Origin of the sequence: Legionella bozemanae, assembly GCF_900450575.1 — a bacterium.
Lineage (GTDB): Bacteria > Pseudomonadota > Gammaproteobacteria > Legionellales > Legionellaceae > Legionella > Legionella bozemanae.
Genome location: NZ_UGGY01000001.1, coordinates 3650860 through 3671626, shown reverse-complemented (window position 1 = coordinate 3671626; position 20767 = coordinate 3650860). Strand labels below are relative to the sequence as shown.

Genomic DNA, 20767 nt, shown 5'->3' with positions numbered 1-20767 from the left:
GGGGAATTGCATTTTTCCGGATTATTGATGTGTATTTTAGGTGCTGGATTTTAAATAAGGACATTTTGTTATGAAGAAATTAAATCTATTTACGATGGGATTGATGCTGATTCAGGCAACAGGTGCTATTGCAGATGAGCACTCTTTAGCAAAGTTAACTGATTTGGCAGGTGCATCCGGTTTTGAGAAGTCTGTTCGTGATGCGGTGAAACAACAATGGCAGCCCTCCATGAGCAAGGTTACTGTAGATGGGATGGGTAATTTGATTGGCCAATATAAAGCAAATCAAAAAGGCCCTAATGTTTTATTAATGGCACACATGGACGAAGTAGGGTATATGATCGAATCAATAACTCCTGATGGTTTTTTAAAGGTTATCCCATTAGGCGGTATTCCCTCTTCAGTAATTTTTGCACAACGTTGGATGGTTTCTACTCCTAAAGGGCCTATTTTAGCTTATTCAGGTATGGACTCGACCCACCTTATTGACGAGGCCAAAAAAAATCAATTACCCATGGGAAATGCAGTATTTCTTGATATTGGTGCAGAAACAAAGGAACAGGCTGAAACGAAATTTAATGTGCGCCCAGGATTACAAGTTACTCCCGCAAGTCAATTCAGCCCATTAAGTGAAAACCGTTTTCTAGCAAAGGCTCTTGACGATCGCTTGGGATTGGCGCTGATTAGCGATGTTCTGGACTCCATAAAAAATCAGGATCGACCAAATCAACTCTATGCCGCGGCTACAGTACAGGAAGAGGTGGGTTTGCGCGGGGCAAGTACCGTTTATCAGAGTACGCATCCGGATATTACGATTAATGTTGAGGTTGGTATTGCTGATGATTACCCAGCTTTAATTGCAAAACGCAAAGGACGAATTGCTTTGGGCAAAGGCCCTACTTTGTTTGTATACGATCGCTCAATGATTCCCCATCAAGAATTGCTTAATTGGGTTTTAGATTTAGCTCAAAAAAATAACATTCAGGTACAGTTGGAATCAGAAATAGGCTATGGCCAAGATGGTTCAAAAGTACAAGGCTCAGGTTCAGGGGTTCCTAGCATTAATATTGGCGTGCCCATTCGTTATGCGCATCAACAAGCAGGGATGTTTGATAAACGTGATTATGATCAGGCAGTTAAATTGGTCAGTCTTATCGTGACTCATCTCAATCAGCAAGTGGTTGAGCAAATTAAAGCAGGTTAAGTTTTTTGCAAGGTAGTCTGGGTGAAGTGAGCGAGCCCGGGAGTCTTGTTTGGTGCTATAGAACTCCCGGGTTTTGCTTCACCCAGGCTATACGTTCTTTTGTTCAGACTAACCACTCATCTTTTCCTTACATTGCTGCAGAAAATATTTTGCGGGTAAGTCATTGGGATTACTTATGATAATTTGCTCAAAAAGATTTGAGGCTTCATCAAATTGTTTTGCCTCATAATGCTCCAATGCGGTGGCAAAAATAGAGGCAGAATCTTTTTTAAATTGCACTTCCACTGGAGGATTATGATTAAAGACTTCATAAATTTTTATGGGTAGACGTTTACCTTTTACTGTCGTCAAACCTAAGAAGCGCAGATCGTATTGATCTTTTTGTTTTAATTGTTCATAGGTTTCCTCACCAATGATGAGTTCAATATTAAAACTTCGAGTTAATGTTTCAAGCCGGGAAGCGGTATTGACTGCATCGCTAATTACACTGCAATCCATACGCTTTTCAAAGCCCACAGTGCCGACAATCAAATTACCCGTGTTTATGCCAATTCCTACATTGATGGGGGGAAGGTTATCGCGTATTCGCGTGGCATTAAAAGTCTTCAGAGCTTCTAACATATCCAATCCAGCAATTACGGCATCATCTGCATCATTAAATAAAGCCATAATGGCATCACCAATATATTTATCAATAAGACCCGAATTTTTAAAAATGGCAGGATCTAAATAACTCATCAGGGTATTCACGAGATTGAAGATTTCAACAGGTGATAAGCGTTCGGCCATCGTAGTAAATGATTTTATATCTAAAAAGAGCACCGTCATGACCTTTTCAACACAGTCACCGAGTTTAATATCTACAATATTCTTACGATTAAGTACCTTTAGAAAATCTTGGGGTACAAAACGAGCTACTGCAATGGCATTTTGCTGGATCTCAACCAGCTTGTTGATAAGTTCTTCATTTAGAGCTCTGACCTTTTGTTCCGCGATCTGTAAATCCTGAAAATAGGAATTGGTGCGCACCATATAACGGACGCGATATCCTAATAGAGTTGGATTAATGGGCTTGGTGGTAAAATCGGTCGCTCCGACCTGGAACGCCTTATTAACTGATGCATAATCCTCTAGACCAGTAACCATCATAATTGGAAGATAACGCAAATCAGGTGATTTTCGAATCTCGGCACATACTTCAAAACCATTAAGGCCAGGCATCTCCACATCCAACAAAATTGCGTCAGGTTTGGTAGTTTTGAGTAGTGATAATGCGGCCTCACCATTCTCTGCCTGAATGACATTAAAACCAACTTTAGTTAATACATCGCAGATGATTAAACGCATAGTGGCACTATCATCTACAATCAAGATCACGGGATTTTCTTTTTCCATAAATGAGTTACTCATCTTCGCTGATGCAGATTTTTGTTAAATAACTGGCAATATTCTCTAACTCAATGATTTGATCTACAGCATTCAATGATTGGGCAACAGCGCCCATACCAAAAACTATGGAACTTTCTTGGTCTTGAATCAAGGTGTGTCCATGAGCTTCTTTTAATTCCAATAAGCCTTCCGCACCATCATCACTCATTCCAGTTAATAAAATGCCAATGGCTTTTTTTCCACAAACGTTGGCAACTGATTGAAGTAATCGGGTAATCGAAGGGCAAAAACCGGAAACAGGAGGCCCATCAACTAATTTACAGATTAATTGTTCATGAACACGTTCAACTACCATATGTTGATGTTCAGGTGCTATATATACCGTTCCCTTTTGTAATGGTTCATCATTTACTGCATTTTTTACGGTAAGGCTTACATTCTCTTCAAGCCATTGTGCAAATCCTCGAATAAAGCCACGGCTCATGTGTTGGACAATCAGAATTGGTACAGGAAAATCAGGAGCTAATTGCGCGAGAATAGTGTGTAATGCCATAGGGCCTCCAACTGAAGCGCCCATCGCTATAATCTCGTAATGTGTTGTTTTGACATCTTTTGTTTTATACTTTTTGCTCTCATCAAAAATTAAATGGTTTTTCAAAGGTTTTTTGATGACACGAATATCAGAAAGGCTGCGTAGTGTATTAACGATGTGTTGCCTGCTTTCCTCAAAAGAGGGAGAAAATACATTAACAGGCTTTGCCAAAGCAGTTAATGCTCCTGCCTCAAGAATATGGAATGTGGCATGGAGTGATTCATCATTCACCAGAGAACTGATCACGACAATTGGTGTAGGATTTTGAGCCATAATAAGACGTGTGGCCTCGAGTCCATCCATGATGGGCATTTTAATATCCATGGTAATGAGATTGGGTTTTAACTTTTCAGTTAATTCAATAGCTTCCTTGCCATTTTTTGCGATACCAATGACTTCCATATCTTTTTCAGATTCTATAATGTGTTGAATTATTGCAACTTCTGTTGGTGAATCATCAACAATTAAAATTTTTATCATAGATAGTAGTTCACTATAGCAGCATTCTCTTTATAATCTCTGAAGAGTTTAATACGAAATTAATTTGATTGTTGCCTGTCAAGGTCGCTCCAATGACACAAGGTATATTTGATAAGGGTTCTTGCAACGGTTTGAGTACAATTTCCCTTTCACCAATAATTTCGTCGACAAGTAAGGCAATACGATCCCCGTTTTTTTTGATGATTACAACAGAGATATGTTCTGTTCTATTTTGTTTTTTTTCATCAAGATGGAGTACCTTAGACAAAGAGCATAACAAAACCGGTTGTTCTTTGACAAGAACAGAAGGGCTTCCTTCCACGGCTATAACCTCATGTTTCTTTAATAACATGACACTTTCTACCGAGTTGGTAAGGAGCACAAATATTTGGTTATTGCATGAAACAATCAATCCGCGTTCAGTCGCTAATGTAAGAGGAACTCTCAGAAAAAAGATGGTTCCTTTCCCTGGTTTGCTTTCAACACTGACTTGGCCTTTTAAACGGAGTAAATTGGATCGCACCACATCCAAGCCTACGCCTCGACCAGAAATATCGGTTGCAATTTCCCGAGTAGAAAAACCAGGACGAAAAATAAGCGCATAAAGGTCTGCTTTTTTCATATTTTCAAGCTCAGATTGGGTGATGATGTTTTTTTGCAGTGCTGTGCGAATTAAATCATTCGTTTTAATTCCGCTCCCATCATCAATAATTTTAAAGACAATCTGATTGTCTTCTTGATTTACATGAATCGAAATATTTCCTTGTGCTGATTTGCCAGCAGCTTTACGAGCCTCAGTATTTTCTATGCCATGATCGATTGCATTACGTAGCAGGTGTACTATAGGATCTTTTAAACCATCAAGTATCATTTTATCCATTTTTACATCATTGCTATTTATTTCAAGATTGACTTGTTTTTTTAGCTCATGCGCCAAATCACGTACAATTCGTGGCAAATAACGTAATTGCGTTGTTACCGGTACAAGACGTAAAGTACGAATTTCATCTTGGAGCGCATTTAATAAAATAGATAATTCGCTAACAGAGGTATGCAACTCCCTTTGCATTAAATGAGTTGAATTATTGATTTCAGCTAATTCAACAAGGCTCGTAGAGAATAGGGCAGTTAATGAGCCCGTTTCATTTTGCGAAAAAGTGTTGAAATTGGTTTTATCTTTTTTCCATGATTGCACCAGATGATCGATTTTGTAATTCATCTTGGTCAATTTGGAATAGTATTCTTCAATAGCAATTTTAATGGCTTGGATTTCTTCAGTATAAACTGAAACCCGATCTAAATTTTGCAAAGAGACACGTATTGAATCAAATTCATTTGTTTTGCTCTGTATTTCATGAGTCTTAGGCGCTTTTTCAAGTTTCGGCGATGTTTCAACCGTTGGTTTTGATGGGGATAGTATTTCTTGAGCAGGCGATTCTGTATAGTATTCAAGTTGTCGCAAGTGGTTTGCTAAATCAAAAGATAATGGTTTTTGTTCCGTATAGCATTGCATTGCTTCATTCATGTAATCGATCGATTGCAGACACAGGTTAATGAGCTCAGGAGAAATTTTAATACTTTTTTTCTGGATCGCTGCAAATAAAGTTTCTATGTGATGGGCAATCTCACCAATATCATTAACGCCTATACCTCGTGCAGATCCTTTGATGTTATGAGCCACACGAAAAATTTCCTCCAGTAAACTCTGGAATTCTTGTTCTGATTTAGTCCCCTTTTCAAGCTGCAGCACACCATTCGTGATCGTGACTGAATTTTCTTGGAGTTCTGCTTTGAAAGTTTCAATAAGTTTTTTTATAAATTCATTATCCGCAGCATTTGCCGGAGGCGTCACTGGGGCAATAGGCTCAGATAAAGCTGGTTTTTCCTCTATAATTTGAATTTCTTCTTTTTTTTCTTCTTCATGATTTAATGCGTGTTGTAGTTGTTGTAATAATGCATGCAGCTCAGCTGAAAGCGGTTTTTTTTCTATAAAATTATGGAGCGTTTCACGCATTCCCTCTATGGCTCGAAATGTTAAATTAATTCGTTCAGGGGATACGACTTGCGAAGGCTCAAATAGTTTTTCAACATACTCGGCAATTTTCCCTAGCTCATCAATACCTACAGAAAGTGCTGATACTTTAATATTTCGCCCTGCACGAGAAATCTCCTCCATCATCTGATTTAAATGACTCATTGATTCGCCGTGCTTCATCTTTTTTAAATGATCGGTGATGAGCGCTAATAATGATTCAAGTTCCGTACTAAATGTTTCAAGCACCTGCTTTAATAAAGGATCGTCTGGAGTCATATGGGTGTGCTCCTAAACTTTATAAAAATTCACATCATCCTTTAGATGTTTGGCAATATCATCCAAATTATGAATAAATGCCATCATCTCTTTTATGCTGCTGGAAAAAGTTGAGGTAGTACGATTAATTTCATTCATGCTCTCAACGATTTGTTCAATCCCAACAGCTTCTTGACGAATGGCTACTTCAATATGCTGGCTCGAAATCGATGCTTCATTAATCATTTTACTTAGGGCTTGAATGACATGACCTGCTTTCTCAATGAGTTTAATCCCTAGATCAAGAGTTTTAGCACCTTCCTCTGTAACGGTGACTGCTTTTTCGGTAGTCCGCCGGATATCTTCGAGAATTCTTTGCACCTGTACAGTTGACTGTTCTGATTGCTCAGCGAGATTTCTTACTTCAGTTGCCACTGCAGCAAAACCTTTTCCTGCTTCTCCTGCTTTGGATGCTTCAATCGATGCATTCAATGCCAACATCTTTGATTGTTGGGCAAGTGTGTTTACTACGGAGGTAATGTCGCCAATTTGTTGGGTGTGATTACTTAAATCAAGAATGGTTTGTGCAATAAGCTTCATCTTTTCCTCTGAAGCTTTAATCCCCTGAATACTTTGCTCTACTGACTCTGTGCCTAGTTTTCCTTGCTCATAAGTGTTTTTCGCTACTTCCCGCAGAGTTTGTGCTTTAGCCATAGTTTGTTTTGAACTCTTATCTATTTCTTCCAATGACGCACTGATTTCATTTATAGCTGATGCTTGCGAGGTAATTCCTTCTGCTTGTTCATTTGCGGCTGTGAGTACGGTTCCTACCATAGTGACGATGTCATTGCTGACTTTGCTAATTTTTTTGGTAATTGATGCCAGCCCATCAGTCATTGAATTTAAATCTTTACCCAGATCTTGTAAGATGTCCTCTTTGTCTATTTCAAGACGCTCTCTAAGATCGCCTGCAGCAACTTTACTGCTATGCACTCTAAATTTTTTCGATGAGTTGACCAGTTTTTCAAACAGCTCTCGTGATTCTTCTTCTTTAGTCTGAAGAGTTTCCTCATTTTTCCTAATCGCTTCTTGCATGGTTTTTAGCGATAAAAGCAGCTTGCCTAACTTATCTTCAGATTGGATTTGAATTACTACGTCACGTTCACCTGCTGCGATTCGTTCAGCGATGTTAATTGCTTTATCTACAGGAATTGATATAGCTCGTTGGGTTATATAAGGAATGATAATGGTTAATAGGATAGCGAAAATTAATAACAAATAGGCAGAGTGTTCTAAGGAAGCTAAATTTTTATTAATTATATTTGTATTCTTCTCAACTTCTTGCGCTAATGAATTAAATATTCCACCGACTCTGCTTTTTGTTTGAGTAGAATAAACGCCATCAAGCATGTCAATCATTACTTTTATGATGTTTCTGGTCTTATTCCTACTGTTTTCTACATTATTGGGATCATTGGGGTTTCTAGGAGCATTTATTATTGCTATTTGAGTATCATAAAGAACTTGATACAAGTCTTGTAGCCTATCCCATTCTTGCCGTAATTGTTGATCACCTAACGAGTGCATAGCTTGATCCCACTGGTTTCTACTCTCATTAATTTCATTCCAAAGGTGTTCAAAAGCTTCTTTACTCTTAGAATCTCCCGTCATTGCCCACTGCTCAAGTGTATCTTGAGTCTGGAGAATTTGACTGTCTAGAACTTGGGGTAAGCTTTCATAACTAATTTTGTGACTAAGCTGAACTATGGAGTGAACTTTGGGTATTAAGAATATAATTAATAGTATTAATGGTAGGCTAAGGGCCATAAATCCAATAAGCAAGCGAGCACGTACAGTAATAACAAAGCCTCGTTTATTCCTATTAGTTTCCATGACCCTCTCCTATCTTGTATAAACGCGTTTTAATTTCTTGGCTTAAGCTTGATATAAAAGCCTCCATATTAATGATTGCTGTGACAGCATGATGTAACCCTAGAATATATTCTGAATTGGTCACGGTTGCAGAGGTTAGAGGAGCAGCTAATTGACTTGGCAGATAAGTCTCACTACCCTCGATGCGGTAAACAAGTAAGCCAAGAGTTATACTAGTTGCATGAACAACAATAATAAATTGATTATCCTGTTTGAGATGGTGACTCGAATGATTTGGATGAAAGAATTTGAGGAGATCCACTACTGTAATCAACGCACCACGCCAGTTGATTACTCCAGCAATAAAATTGGGTGCGAAAGGAGGATGTGCCATGGAGGTATTATGCAGAATTTCTTGCACGTATTGATAAGAAACTCCATAAATTTCATTTTTGCTTAAGCTGAAGCGAACAAAGGCAACACCATGATTTTCACGGATGTCTACTTCCTGGTGGGCAAGTTGTTTTGCTCTTGCTTGCAGTATCTTTAATGCTTCCTCGCTTTTGGGCATTAATTCTGAAGCATGCTTTTGTTCTTTTATCATCATTCAAAATCCTTTTTTTGTTCCATCACCATTATCCAGTGAAAAATAGATTGCACCATCATGATGAAAGACAAGATTTGTCCCAGTCGTAACAATAGGATCGGATGCACCCAATAAAAGATAAGCATCTTCAGTCATGCATGCGCTTATCTTTTTCATAATTTGAGTAACCAGCTCATTATCAAAATAAATGAGCACATTACGACATAGGATTAAATCGACCTCAAATATACCATTAATTATGGATGGATAGCGGTTATCACACAAATTAAGGTATTTAAATTGTACTAAATCACGAATTTCAGGCGACAGTATATGTGTACGATTATTTTTCAGGAAATAGCGTTGCATGTATCTCTCTGGAATAGAACGCATGGACCATTGTCCATAAGTGCCTGTTGTTGCTTTTTGCAGTGCTGCGGTATTGATGTCTGTACCTAATAAATAAAGATCCCATATATCCATATTGGGTATAAGTTCCGCTAACAGCATGGCAATGGTGTATATTTCTTCGCCTGAAGAGCAACCGGCACTCCAAATTTTTAAAGTAAAATCGTGTGATTTTTGTTTTATTAATTGAGGCAACAGCTTATTTTCAAGTAAATGTATTTGATTTTTATCACGAAAAAAGTAGCTTTCCCCCACAGTAATGGCTGCGACTAAATCAGCTAATAAAGAAGAGTTGCTGGAACATTTTTTTAATTGCTCCAAATATTCTTGAGGCTGATAATTGAATTTTTTGCATGCAGCGCCAATCGTTTTTACTAATTCTTGTGCCTGATTTACATGGATCACAAGTCCAAAACGCTTGTGGATTAATTCGATAAATGCAGATTCGAGTTTTTTTATGTCATTTAATATATTATTGCTCATGTTGTTACTCATGATTAGTACTCAACTGGTTAATTTCTTGAGTTAACTTTAAAGCAAAAACCCAATTGATGTTGAGTAATAGCGAAACACCGGTTTCTAGAGTTACAGCACCCAAAAAAGGTGAATTATTACTTGTAAATTCTTCATGAATTTCAATTTGCTGTTCATCAATGCTGCTCAATCCAAGTACTTTATCAACTATGAGTCCAATTTGATGTGTTTCATTAGACCTTTTTCCATCCTCTACTCGCACTTTACTCTCCTCAGCGACTTTGGAAAGAGGTTTATCGGAGCAAAGTAAGATGGGTATATTTAAAGGATATTCTTCATTGCGTATCAAGCCGGTACACATAGCTAAATCAAGTACAGGGATACATTTATTTTTAAGATTCATTAATCCTACAAAATATACTGGACATGATGGAACGATTTCCAGCATGGGCAAAGGGAGAATTTTCTCAATATAGTGCAGGTCCATACAAACGTGTATGTCATGCAAAAGAAAATGGAGAACTGTAAGGTTCTTGGGGAGCACTTTATATTCTTCCTTAATAATAATTTAGTAACACCATCACAGTGCATATAGGAAAATAATTTATTTTTATAGTTATAGATCTAATATGGTTAACGTACAAGGCAAGAGTAGGCCTTTTTGAAACCTTACTTTTAGAAAAGAGCAGGGATAAGATGTGCAGTATATGAAGCTTCAAGTTCATAACATCAAGAAATCAGTCAGTGGAATGACAAATCTGACTTTTGAGCTTCTTCAGGATTTTTTAACGCATCAATGGTATGTTGGAATGATTGGTCGGCTTGCTTGAGGAATTCTTCCTTTTCAATTTTTGGGCCGCCGGTTTTAGCATGTTCAACATGCCTATTCCAATTATTATCAAATTGTTCTTTTTCTTGGGGCCGCAAGCAATTCGAGTACATATTCGTAAGCTTATTTATATTAGAATTTTCATCCGCAAGGTTTGCTGTGGGGCGATTAACCCAAGTAATTTGAAATACCTGAGGCGGGCCAGGCGTATAATGAGTCTGTACATTATCCTCATCAACATTTAATCCAAGACCTTTCATTAAATGGAGCATCGCGTCTTTTCCGGCCTCCTCCCCCTTGGCTGGATGTTCTTTATTCGATAAGGATTGAAAAATCTCTTTAATTCCGGCATGAAACTTTGAGTCGACTTCTTGTGCTCTTTTTTTTATTTCTTCTTCGATATATTTTGCTTTTTTTTGTTTGAGGACGATTTTGTCTAATTCATTAAGCTCAGGGTTTTCAGGATATTTATTTTCGGCATCATCCAAGATTTTTTTTGCGGCTTCTTCACCCTCTTTGCCACCAAAAAGATAGGCCATTTGGTTAGCATAAGAATCGTCTTGAAATGTGTATCCGTTAACTTTTCCATCCTGTATATGAGTATTTAATAATTTGCCTTTTTCTTTCTTCTCGAGAGACACAATATTATCCTTTATTTGTTCAATTTAATTAAAAATTATAATTAATATTAATTATCTTATGATTGACTCTATGGGTTTTTACAAGAATTTTACAAATAAGTCTTAATAAGGATCAGGCAGAATTACCCTATTGTAAAACGGCTTAATTTTAATGTAGTTTTGAAAGCGCCACAGTAGTGTTTCGCAAGAGGCAATGTGGAAGTGAAGTAAAACCAGTGAGATAGGCTTTCATCCTAGCTATGAAGAGCGATGAGTTTGGATAGCCTCATTGCTCTTTAATAGCTAAAAAATTTAAAGATCAGCATGAATCTAAGTTTCTTCATGCGCAAAATAATTTAAATCCAATTCGCGAGCTGCCTTAACATCATCTAGCCGTTTGACCGGTAACGTATGGGGGGCGTCTTTTACCAAGTTTGGGTTTGTGGCGGCTTCTTCTCTAATGGTTTTCATGATGTGTACAAATTGATCTAACTCTTCTTTACTCTCAGTTTCTGTTGGTTCAATCAAAAGGCATTCAGGAATGAGCAGTGGGAAATAAGTGGTGGGGGCATGAACGCCATAATCCAGCAATCTTTTAGCAAAATCCATTGCTGTAACACCATACATTTTCTTTTCCGGACTTAAAGTGAGAATAAATTCATGAGAGGCACGTCGGCTTGGATAAGCTGCAGTAAATCCTGCTTTTATGAGTTCTTTAAGCAGATAATTTGCATTAAGCGTTGCAAATTCCGAAACACGGAGCAAACCTTCTTTACCGAGTACTCGTATATAAAAATAGGCACGCAGTAAAATACCAGCATTTCCCATAAAACAAGAAAGGCGGCCGATGCTTTGTGGATAATCTTGGTTTGTTGCCCATTGATATCCTGAGGCGGTTTTTTTCACTACAGGTAATGGTATGAAGGGGAGCAAACGCTTGCCTACGGCTACAGGACCTGCGCCAGGTCCGCCGCCGCCATGAGGGGTTGCGAATGTTTTATGCAGGTTTAAATGCATGACATCAAAGCCCATATCGCCCGGTCTTACCTTTCCTAAAATCGCATTGAGATTGGCTCCATCGTAATACAATAAACCACCAGCTTGGTGAACAAGAGCAGCAATTTCTTTAATTTGACGCATGAACAAGCCTAATGTAGAGGGATTGGTCAGCATGATGCCGGCTGTTCTTGGACCTAGTTTGCTTTTTAATTCTTCAAGATCAATATCACCATCTGCAGCGGTAGCTATTTCAACAATTTTAAAACCGCACATAACAGCAGAAGCCGGGTTTGTACCATGAGCCGCATCAGGGATCAGCATTTCATCGCGTGCTGTATCCCCTCGAGATTGATGATACGCTTTAATCATGGCAACCCCTGCAAATTCTCCTTGTGAACCCGCCATTGGCGTTAAAGAAACACCCGCCATACCGGTAATTTCAGCAATATATTCCTGTAAATGATGCAATGGTTCTAAAAGGCCCTGGCTATTTTCTTCTGTTGCCAAGGGGTGGCGGTTGAGAAAATTCGGCATTGATGCTGCTTTGTGAACTCCACGCGGGTTGTATTTCATGGTGCATGAACCCAGTGGATAAAAATTACTATCAATCGAGAAATTTTTATGAGACAAACGAGTAAAATGCCGTATCACTTGCAATTCGGAGCAGGCGGGCATTTTCGGGGGCATTTTTCGCTGCAGTTCAGCAGGAATGGCGTATTTACTGGTTGAAATTTTTGGTGCTTGGGCTGTTGCCTGCCGGTCTTTTTGGGATAATTCAAAAATCAACATAATTTGCCTTCCATTTTTTGAATAAATTCTTTAAGTTCAGCTCGATGATTGACTGGAGTAAATTCAATAAATTGATACTCGGCGATTTCTGCCAAATAATAAGGATCTTTTTTGAATATCGATTCCAGATAAGCTCGGTCAGTCGTGGCTGCAATAATAATTCCACCGGTACGTGGTTTCATAGGTCCTGAGACCAGTAGTAAACCTTGCTTATAATAGTAATCAAGAAATTCTCTATGTGCTTGCAGATACTTATCTACTTCAGTAAGAGGAACCAAATAGGTTAACTGGATTACAAACATGAGGCACCTCGTTGCGACATAATCGATTTCAATGTTTTTGCAAAAAGCATAATTTCTTCTTCAGTACGCATTTCAGTAGCGCAGACTAAAAGAGTATTTGCCAATTGCGGGTAATGAATCCCTGGCGCATATCCTCCAGTAATACCTGCGTCGGCTAATTGTTTTAATACCTGCTCAACAGGTTGATCGAGCTTGAGTAACGCCTCATGAAAATAAGGTGCAGCAAAAGCCTGCGTTACACCTTCAATTTGTGTTAAAACTTCCACTAACTCATGAGTGTTATGATGACATTGGCTGGCAACCTGGCGTAGCCCTTCTGCACCCAAAAGGCTCATATGAATGGTGGCTGCTGTAACCAATAAGCCTTGATTGGTGCAAATATTTGAAGTCGCTTTCGCACGGCGTATGTGCTGTTCCCGTGCTTGCAGGGTTAAAGTAAATCCTCTTTTTCCATCCTTATCCAAAGTACATCCGATGATTCGTCCTGGCATTTGGCGTACATGAGCCATACGAGTGCTTAAGAAACCAAAGTATGGGCCACCTGATGCCATAGGAGAGCCTAAAGGTTGACCTTCGCCACAGGTAATATCTACACCATGTTTCCCCCATAATCCTGGCGGTTTTAATAAGGCCAGAGATACAGGATTAACACAAGCGATACTAATTGTTTTGTTCTGATGAGCCCAGTCGCTGAGTTCATCTACTTTTTCCAGACACCCAAAAAAGTTAGGCTGAGCAATAACCAGTGCAGTGATATCTTCTCCGGTATATGGCTCTAATGCGGAAAGAGAAGTAATACCTTGTTTTTCATCAAAGGGTAAGGTTATCACTTCAATATGCTGGTTGCGCAGGATGGTTTCGATGGTTTCCCGATAAAAGGGATGAGTTGTGCCAGTGATTAATACGCGACTTGTTTTGCTGTGCTTATTAACCCGTACTGCCATTAAAATGGCTTCGGCTAACGCGGTAGCGCCGTCATACATCGACGCATTCGATACTTCCATGCCGGTTAATTCACAGATCATAGTTTGGTATTCGTAGAGTAACTGCAAAGTCCCTTGGCTCGCTTCGGCCTGATAAGGAGTATAAGCTGTTAAGAATTCACCGCGAGACGCGATATCCCACACTGCTGCAGGTATATGATGCTCATAGCATCCTGCTCCCATAAAGCAGATTCCATTACGGTTTTTATTCGCTAAATTTTGTGCTTCTTTTAACATGTCCATTTCATTGAGGCCAGATGGCATGTTTTGAAACCCTGCATATTGCAAGGACAAGGGGATTTCATCAAATAAAGCTTGGGTGTCTTGAGCACCAATGGCATCAAGCATGGTTTTGTTGTCTTTGGGAGTGTGTGGGATATAAGGCATGATTAATGTTCCTCAGCAATCTCATTTTGATATTGTTCAGCGGTTAATAAACCATTGATTTCGTCAGGATGACTGGGTTTCAATTTGACAAGCCAACCAGCAGCATAAGGGTCAGAATTAACAAGAGCTGGATTTTCGACAACCACTTCATTGATGGCAGTAACAACACCGCTAATAGGAGCATAAAAGTCAGAAGCCGCTTTTACTGATTCTACAACGCCAAGCTCTTCACCTGCACTTACTTTATCCCCAATTTCTGGCAATTCGACAAAAACCATATCGCCCAATAATTGTTGGGCATGATCGGTAATACCTATCGTTACTTCATTTTGCTCTTCTTTGAGCCATTCGTGGGTATTCGTGAATTTTAATTCATTCATTGTCTTATCCTTATTTAATTATACAGTCTGGGTACAGATTTTGCTTTTTTTCTTCCTGAGCTGCAAGTTTAGCTTTTTATTAACTTAATTCCGATGTTTTTAAATTGCCTTTCCTGCTTTAACAAAACGTGGCTTACCTACCTTTGCAGGGACTAATTTACCGCGAAGGTCTACCATCACTTCATCACCAGCTTCAATTGGAACCCTTGCTAAGGCTATGGATTTTTCTAGGGTGGGTGAATAGCTGCCGCTGGTAATAATCCCATCAGGATGACCTGGAATGATTACTCTTTGTCCATGACGCATAATGCCTTTATCTAATAAGGTAAGTCCTACCATTTTTCGCTTTATCCCCATTTGTTTTTGGGAGAATAAAGCACCCATTCCGATAAAATCACGATCTGCAGGTTCCCATTTAATGGTCCAAGAAAGTCCTGATTCTAATGGACTGGTGGTAGTATCCATATCTTGGCCATAAAGAAGCATGCCGGCTTCCAGTCGCAGCGTATCGCGGGAACCCAAGCCGCAAGGATGCACTCCGGCTTGCATTAAATCATTCCATAATTGGACTACGGCTTCTTGGGGTACAATAATTTCGAATCCATCTTCTCCAGTATATCCGGTGCGGGCAAAAAACCATTGTTCCACATCCACACATTCAAAATGGGTTAGCGTTGAAACGGCATCAATTTGGGCAGGATTAAGAATTTTTAGTGTTTTTTCAATGGCATTAGGTCCTTGGATGGCAATCATGGCCAATTCTCTTCGCTCTTGCAAGCCAACAGCAAATCCTTCGCTTTTTTTGCGAATCCAGGCTAAATCATTGTGTCGGGTCGCTGAATTTAGGACAACTCGATAATTATCTGAAGCACGTTGATAAACGATGAGATCGTCAATAATTCCTCCATGTTCATTACACATGCAACTGTAAAGCGCTTTTCCATTGTGTTCGAGCTGATCCACATCATTCGTTAAAAGCTTGCGCAAAAATTGTCGGCCGCCGGCGCCAAGAATATCAACAATGGTCATATGTGAGACATCAAACATGCCTGCATCTTTACGAACAAAGTGATGTTCATTAATCTGCGAGCCATAATGCAAAGGCATATCCCAGCCATGAAAATCGACCATTTTAGCGCCACATGCTTGATGTGTGGCATGAAGGGGGGTTTTAGCAATCATTGTACGTCCTTTTTCAATCACCTTGATGTGAGTGATTATACCTATTGCGATATATACTGTATATTGCATACTGCATATTTCTTAGGACTACTTTAATGATTGGGCTAAATACTTGGCGTTGGGTGCTGGATTTAGGATGGCTGCTCTTCCTTTTAATTATCTTCAGGCATTTTTGGCGTGATAGACAAGTTTTGGTGCAAGCTCAGACTTGGTTACAAGTTAAAGGCCGTATTACTGCGTGTGAATGGACTAAAGTAGGCCATAGTGTTTGGCCTAAAATTGAATATACCTATCAAGTTTATGATAAGAATTTAACTGGGGAATATTTATTTTTAGATACAGCTCATAATAATCCGAACAGTAAATATTCTCGTGGGGTTGCTTATAAGGCGGCTATTGCCTTTCAAGAAAATGCAGAAATTGATGTTTATTACAATCCTAACCATCCGGAACAATCCGCTTTAGATGTAACCATACCAACCAAATTAAATATTATTTTGATTTTGATTGGTATGCTAATTGTCGTGCATTTGGGACTTATTGCTTGGCGTTATTTGGCGTAGGTTGGCTTGGTGGTGATGCGTTTGGAGTAGAAGTGCTGGGCGTACTTGCGGGTGTTGGCTCATCTTCTTCAACATCACATTTACAAGGTTGTTTGACAACTGCTGATTGTAAACTGGTAATGCTGTATCCTCGTACCCCTTGCCCTGATGGTGCAACCATAAAATTAATGGTTACTTTCAAGTGTTGTCGTTGTTGATATTGGGGATTCTGATAAGCGACGATGAGTCCCATGGTTGCCTTCCAATGTGTTGGATCAATATTCGTGATTTCGGGAGGTGCGGTTGCCACGGAACTTACAGTGTATAGGTTCTTTTGAACATCTTCAGGTAATTTAGAAGCATTTAAGGCATTGCTGTAGGCTATCCAGCCATCAGCCGTAAAATATTTAGCGATCTTTTTCTGATCTTCGAGATAATTTTTATAGCTGTAGGTATAGGTAGAAACAATTGCTTCGTTGACCCAGACGGATAATTGAGCTTGTTCCGGTTGTGCATAACTTAATTGGAAAAAAATCGATAATAAAACAAAGACTAATTTGTTATTCATGAGAATATCCTGATTACCAGGGTTTGTTTACAACCCCTAAATTCATAATTACTTTTTTATAGTGTAGCTTATTCAATACAAATAAAAAAATCCCCGGCTGCTGCCGGGGCAAATCTCATGTTTAGATAATGAATCCAAACACTGCTCCGCTTAAGAGGGGGTAAAGCAGAGCTAAGCATTCGGGGGAAATGCTCACTATATTAGACACCGAAACCATCAAAAAGTTCAATTTTTATTCAATTTATTCTGACTAAGATAATCTAATAATAAAAATAATGGTGTTATTTAAGGCGAAAAGCGTTTTATTCAGCTGCTTTAAGCTATCGATTATGTTGTCTTTATGGTATTTTATACCTTGAACCTAGAAAAAGCAGCTGAATCTTATACACATCGCTAAAAAACCAGGCCAGGCCCTATTCCGACGTCCCGCCCCTACGACTTGTTTGCGGGGTTGTACGCGGGATCCAGAAGATCTGCCCTAAAACACTGGACCCCGCGAACAAGTCGCGGGGTGTAGAGATGTGATCAAGAGACAGAAATAAGCAGGTGGGCTCGTATTAAGGAAAACTAATACCGTGCGGTAACCAAGAGTTTATCTAATATCATTATTAAGTTTCACTTGAATTTAATTAGAAATACTGCGTTCATAAGTTGCAGAGTGTATTTGGGTGTCGACAAAGTTATTGAGGAGGCATTGTGCGCGAAAGTCGGTTCTACTTTGCTAATCCTGATAGATTTGGCCGATATATAAATCGTTGGGATTTGCTGCTCCTTATTCTGATTTTTTCTGTCCTGTTTTTTTTGGGTTGGGCCGGTTCGCAAATGGCCACTCCATATCGGTTAGGACAACAGATACCTATTTCTTTGGATCCTGCCAATCTTCCTTTTTATGCACTACGTACCGTACTCCGGATGTTTATTGCACTGTTTTTTTCAATCATTTTTACGTTCACGGTAGGACTTTGGGCAGCTAAAAATCGTCGTGCAGAACAAATCATTATCCCGGCTATTGATATTTTGCAATCCATACCGGTTTTAAGTTTCTTATCCATTACCGTGACAGGGTTTATCCGATTGTTTCCTAACAGTTTGTTAGGACCTGAATGCGCATCCATTTTCGCTATTTTTTGTGCTCAGGTATGGAATATGACTTTTGGTTTTTATCAATCATTAAAAACATTGCCGCATGATTTGCAAGAAGTGTCTTCCATGTTCCGACTGTCGGCATGGCAACGATTCTGGAAACTGGAAGTTCCTTTTTCCATGTCGAGTTTGTTATGGAATATGATGGTTTCTATGTCCGCAAGTTGGTTCTTTGTGGTTTTATCGGAAGCAATTTCTGTAGCGCATCAAGACATCAGACTTCCCGGGGTAGGCTCTTACATCGCTTTGGCAATCCAACAGCGTGATTTACATGCTGTAGGCTATGCCATTCTAGCGATGGTGATTGTTATTTTTTTATATGACCAAATATTTTTCCGGCCTTTAATTGCCTGGTCCGAAAAGTTTAAAACAGAGCCTTCGCATGATGGAGCTGAATATCAGTCTTGGTTAGTGGATTGGATTCGCGGCAGTCGGCTAATGAAGCAGTTTGCTGAGGTGCTTAATATTTTTACCGATCATTTTATCAATGCGCGCTGGCTTAGGATAAATGAAGCCAAGGCAATTAAGGAAATTGATTTTAAAAAGCAGAAGCGTCTGGATCGCCTTTGGAGTCTCTTGGTTTTGATCAGTGTATGCTCTGGAGGGTGGTTTTTATTGCGCTTTATCCTTGCAGAATTGAAAGTCAGTGATATTTTGCATGTGTTTTTGCTTGGAGCAGCAACAGGTACACGAGTTCTTTGTTTGATTTTTATAAGTTCTTTAATTTGGATTCCAGTAGGTGTTTGGATTGGTTTAAGACCAAGAATTGCTCAAAAAATACAGCCTGTGATTCAATTTGTTGCAGCGTTTCCAGCGAATTTATTCTATCCTTTATTCGTGATTGCCATTGTAGCATTTCATTTAAACGTAGAAATATGGGTAACACCACTCATGATTCTTGGAACTCAATGGTATATTTTATTTAATGTGATTGCAGGAGCATCGACTATTCCACGAGAGCTCTATCTTGCTGCAGATAATTTTGGCTTAAAAGGATGGATTTGGTGGAAAAGGTTGGCGTTGCCTGGGATTTTTCCTTTTTATATTACCGGTGCCATAACGGCGGCAGGTGGTGCATGGAATGCCAGTATTGTGGCAGAGTTTGTAAGTTGGGGTAATACTACTCTTAGAGCTACAGGCTTAGGCGAGTACATCCAAGCCAGCACAGCTACGGGAGATTTTCCGCGAATTGCGTTGGGCACTGCGATGATGTGCTTGTATGTGCTCGCTTTTAACCATTTGATTTGGCGTCCGCTCTATCGGTTGGCGGAAGAACGTTTTAACTTTAATTAAAAGATACCTATGTCTGAAACCATTATTGCTATAGAAGGCTTGAGCAAGTCATTTAAAAAAGCAGCGGACCAAGATTTGCTTGTGCTTGAAGATGTGAATTTCAAGCTCCAAGAAGGGGAAATCGTTGCATTATTAGGGAAATCCGGTTCAGGAAAGTCCACTTTATTGCGTATTATCGCGGGCCTTATAGCACCTACACGAGGGACGGTAACCTATCGGGGTAAACCTGTTACCCGCCCTGTTGATGGCATTGCGATGGTTTTTCAATCTTTTGCATTGATGCCATGGCTTACCGTATTAGAGAATGTGGAACTGGGTCTCGAGGCGCAAGGAATAGGCCGTGAGGAGCGCAGGCATCGAGCAATTGAAGCGATTGATATTATTGGTCTTGATGGTTTTGAGTCTGCATTCCCTAAAGAGCTTTCTGGTGGGATGCGCCAACGGGTTGGTTTTGCACGAGCACTTGTGATTAATCCGGATGTTTTATTAATGGATGAACCTTTTTCTGCGCTTGATGTTCTGACTGCGGAAAACCTGAAATCTGACTTGTTGGAATTATGGAAAGAAAAGAAAACCAATACCAATGGCATTTTATTAGTAACGCATAATATTGAAGAAGCAGCAACATTAGCGGATAGAATTGTAATTTTTGGTAATGATCCTGGGTACATCCGCGCCGAATTACCTGTTACATTACCGCAGCCTCGCGATCCAGAATCGCATGAGTTCCGTGCTTTGGTGGATAAAATTTACACTTTAATGACTACTGGCCCCAAAGAAAAGGCAAAACGTGCGCAAAGAGAACGGCAAATCGGTTTGGGATATCGTTTGCCTGATGTCGAGCCTTCAGAGCTGACTGGTTTAATTGAAACAATGACTTCTTTTGAAGAACGAATTGATTTGCCGGAACTTGCTGATGAGCTGATGATGAATATTGACGATCTGTTCCCCATACTCGAGACTTTGGAAATATTAGGTTTTGCTAAAGTTTCTGCAGGGGATATTCAATTGAGTGATCTCGGCAAACAATTTGCTGAGGCTGATCTCCAAGAACGTAAACAATTATTTGCGCAGAGATTGTTGGAAAAAGTACCTCTTGCCCGCTACATTCGTCGTATTTTAGATGAAAAAGTAGGGCATAGGGTTTCCGAAGAACGGTTTTTGAGCAAGCTTGAAGATTACTTAAGTGAAAAGGAAGCAGAACGTGTATTGCGTACCATGATTGATTGGGGTCGTTATGCTGAGATTTTTGCTTATGATTTTAACACTGGAATTTTAAGTTTGGAAAACCCAGGTAAAGGAGTATAACACGATACATTTAAATTCTGAATTTGTATTAGCAAAACTCGGATCCCGTTATTTCATCAATGCTAAAAAAAATTTAACTATTAGTTCAAAAAATACTTAAATCACCATTATTTCTTTGTTACTATTTGTTCAGGTTGATCTAAGGAG

At 39.3% G+C, this 20767-nt stretch carries 18 protein-coding genes; 4 read left to right on the top strand and 14 right to left on the bottom strand.

The annotated features are described in order from the left end of the window. The first annotated feature begins 94 nt into the window (after positions 1-94). Positions 95-1204 carry a M42 family metallopeptidase gene (locus tag DY223_RS16240; RefSeq protein ID WP_064115070.1) on the top strand — a complete coding sequence of 370 codons (1110 nt, stop codon included), beginning with the start codon at positions 95-97 and terminating at the stop codon, positions 1202-1204. 108 nt (positions 1205-1312) lie between these two features. Here the strand turns inward: DY223_RS16240 and DY223_RS16235 are convergent, their stop codons facing one another. The 13 genes from DY223_RS16235 to gcvT form a co-directional block, all read right to left on the bottom strand. Then, positions 1313-2614 (bottom strand): response regulator, encoded by a 1302-nt coding sequence (locus tag DY223_RS16235; protein WP_259293210.1) that lies wholly within the window; start codon positions 2612-2614, stop codon positions 1313-1315. Then, positions 2607-3665: a chemotaxis-specific protein-glutamate methyltransferase CheB gene (cheB, locus tag DY223_RS16230; RefSeq protein ID WP_058458348.1), complete on the bottom strand. Its 1059-nt coding sequence runs from the start codon at positions 3663-3665 to the stop codon at positions 2607-2609. The genes DY223_RS16235 and cheB overlap by 8 nt, the downstream gene beginning before the upstream one ends. Before the next feature lie 13 nt (positions 3666-3678). Beyond that, positions 3679-5976 (bottom strand): chemotaxis protein CheA, encoded by a 2298-nt coding sequence (locus DY223_RS16225; RefSeq protein WP_058458349.1) that lies wholly within the window; start codon positions 5974-5976, stop codon positions 3679-3681. A 12-nt stretch (positions 5977-5988) separates the two neighbouring features. Beyond that, positions 5989-7848 carry a methyl-accepting chemotaxis protein gene (locus tag DY223_RS16220; RefSeq protein WP_058458350.1) on the bottom strand — a complete coding sequence of 620 codons (1860 nt, stop codon included), beginning with the start codon at positions 7846-7848 and terminating at the stop codon, positions 5989-5991. Further along, positions 7838-8434: a chemotaxis protein CheW gene (locus DY223_RS16215; protein WP_058458351.1), complete on the bottom strand. Its 597-nt coding sequence runs from the start codon at positions 8432-8434 to the stop codon at positions 7838-7840. The genes DY223_RS16220 and DY223_RS16215 overlap by 11 nt, the downstream gene beginning before the upstream one ends. After that, positions 8435-9304 carry a CheR family methyltransferase gene (locus DY223_RS16210; protein ID WP_235810467.1) on the bottom strand — a complete coding sequence of 290 codons (870 nt, stop codon included), beginning with the start codon at positions 9302-9304 and terminating at the stop codon, positions 8435-8437. Between the two features lie 4 nt (positions 9305-9308). Beyond that, positions 9309-9839: a chemotaxis protein CheW gene (locus tag DY223_RS16205; protein ID WP_115684338.1), complete on the bottom strand. Its 531-nt coding sequence runs from the start codon at positions 9837-9839 to the stop codon at positions 9309-9311. A 197-nt stretch (positions 9840-10036) separates the two neighbouring features. Next, positions 10037-10765 carry a hypothetical protein gene (locus DY223_RS16200; protein ID WP_058458354.1) on the bottom strand — a complete coding sequence of 243 codons (729 nt, stop codon included), beginning with the start codon at positions 10763-10765 and terminating at the stop codon, positions 10037-10039. Between the two features lie 309 nt (positions 10766-11074). Then, the gene (gcvPB, locus tag DY223_RS16195; protein WP_058458355.1) at positions 11075-12532 is read right to left on the bottom strand and encodes an aminomethyl-transferring glycine dehydrogenase subunit GcvPB; all 1458 of its coding nucleotides are present in this window, start codon (positions 12530-12532) and stop codon (positions 11075-11077) included. Beyond that, entirely contained in the window at positions 12526-12834 is a 309-nt protein-coding gene (locus DY223_RS16190) for a YciI family protein (protein ID WP_058458356.1), read from the bottom strand. Before DY223_RS16190 ends, gcvPB begins: the two co-directional genes overlap by 7 nt. Then, positions 12825-14204, bottom strand: a complete 1380-nt coding sequence (gcvPA, locus tag DY223_RS16185; protein ID WP_058458357.1) for an aminomethyl-transferring glycine dehydrogenase subunit GcvPA — start codon at positions 14202-14204, stop codon at positions 12825-12827. The genes DY223_RS16190 and gcvPA overlap by 10 nt, the downstream gene beginning before the upstream one ends. A gap of 2 nt (positions 14205-14206) precedes the next feature. Beyond that, positions 14207-14584: a glycine cleavage system protein GcvH gene (gene gcvH, locus DY223_RS16180; protein ID WP_058458358.1), complete on the bottom strand. Its 378-nt coding sequence runs from the start codon at positions 14582-14584 to the stop codon at positions 14207-14209. Between the two features lie 99 nt (positions 14585-14683). Beyond that, the gene (gene gcvT, locus DY223_RS16175) at positions 14684-15766 is read right to left on the bottom strand and encodes a glycine cleavage system aminomethyltransferase GcvT (RefSeq protein ID WP_058458359.1); all 1083 of its coding nucleotides are present in this window, start codon (positions 15764-15766) and stop codon (positions 14684-14686) included. Positions 15767-15861: 95 nt separating this feature from the next. On the opposite strand from gcvT, the gene DY223_RS16170 reads away from it, so the two are divergent. Further along, positions 15862-16329, top strand: coding sequence for a DUF3592 domain-containing protein (locus tag DY223_RS16170; RefSeq protein WP_058458360.1), 468 nt, complete (start codon positions 15862-15864; stop codon positions 16327-16329). Here the strand turns inward: DY223_RS16170 and DY223_RS16165 are convergent. Then, on the bottom strand, positions 16304-16876 hold the full coding sequence (locus DY223_RS16165) for a DotI/IcmL family type IV secretion protein (RefSeq protein WP_058458361.1): 573 nt from the start codon (positions 16874-16876) through the stop codon (positions 16304-16306). The two genes, DY223_RS16170 and DY223_RS16165, sit on opposite strands and share 26 nt — an antisense overlap. A 696-nt stretch (positions 16877-17572) precedes the next feature. On the opposite strand from DY223_RS16165, the gene DY223_RS16160 reads away from it, so the two are divergent. Both DY223_RS16160 and DY223_RS16155 read left to right on the top strand, forming a co-directional pair. After that, positions 17573-19312, top strand: coding sequence for an ABC transporter permease (locus DY223_RS16160; RefSeq protein WP_115684337.1), 1740 nt, complete (start codon positions 17573-17575; stop codon positions 19310-19312). Between the two features lie 9 nt (positions 19313-19321). Further along, positions 19322-20620: an ABC transporter ATP-binding protein gene (locus DY223_RS16155; protein WP_058458363.1), complete on the top strand. Its 1299-nt coding sequence runs from the start codon at positions 19322-19324 to the stop codon at positions 20618-20620. Positions 20621-20767 lie beyond the last annotated feature (147 nt).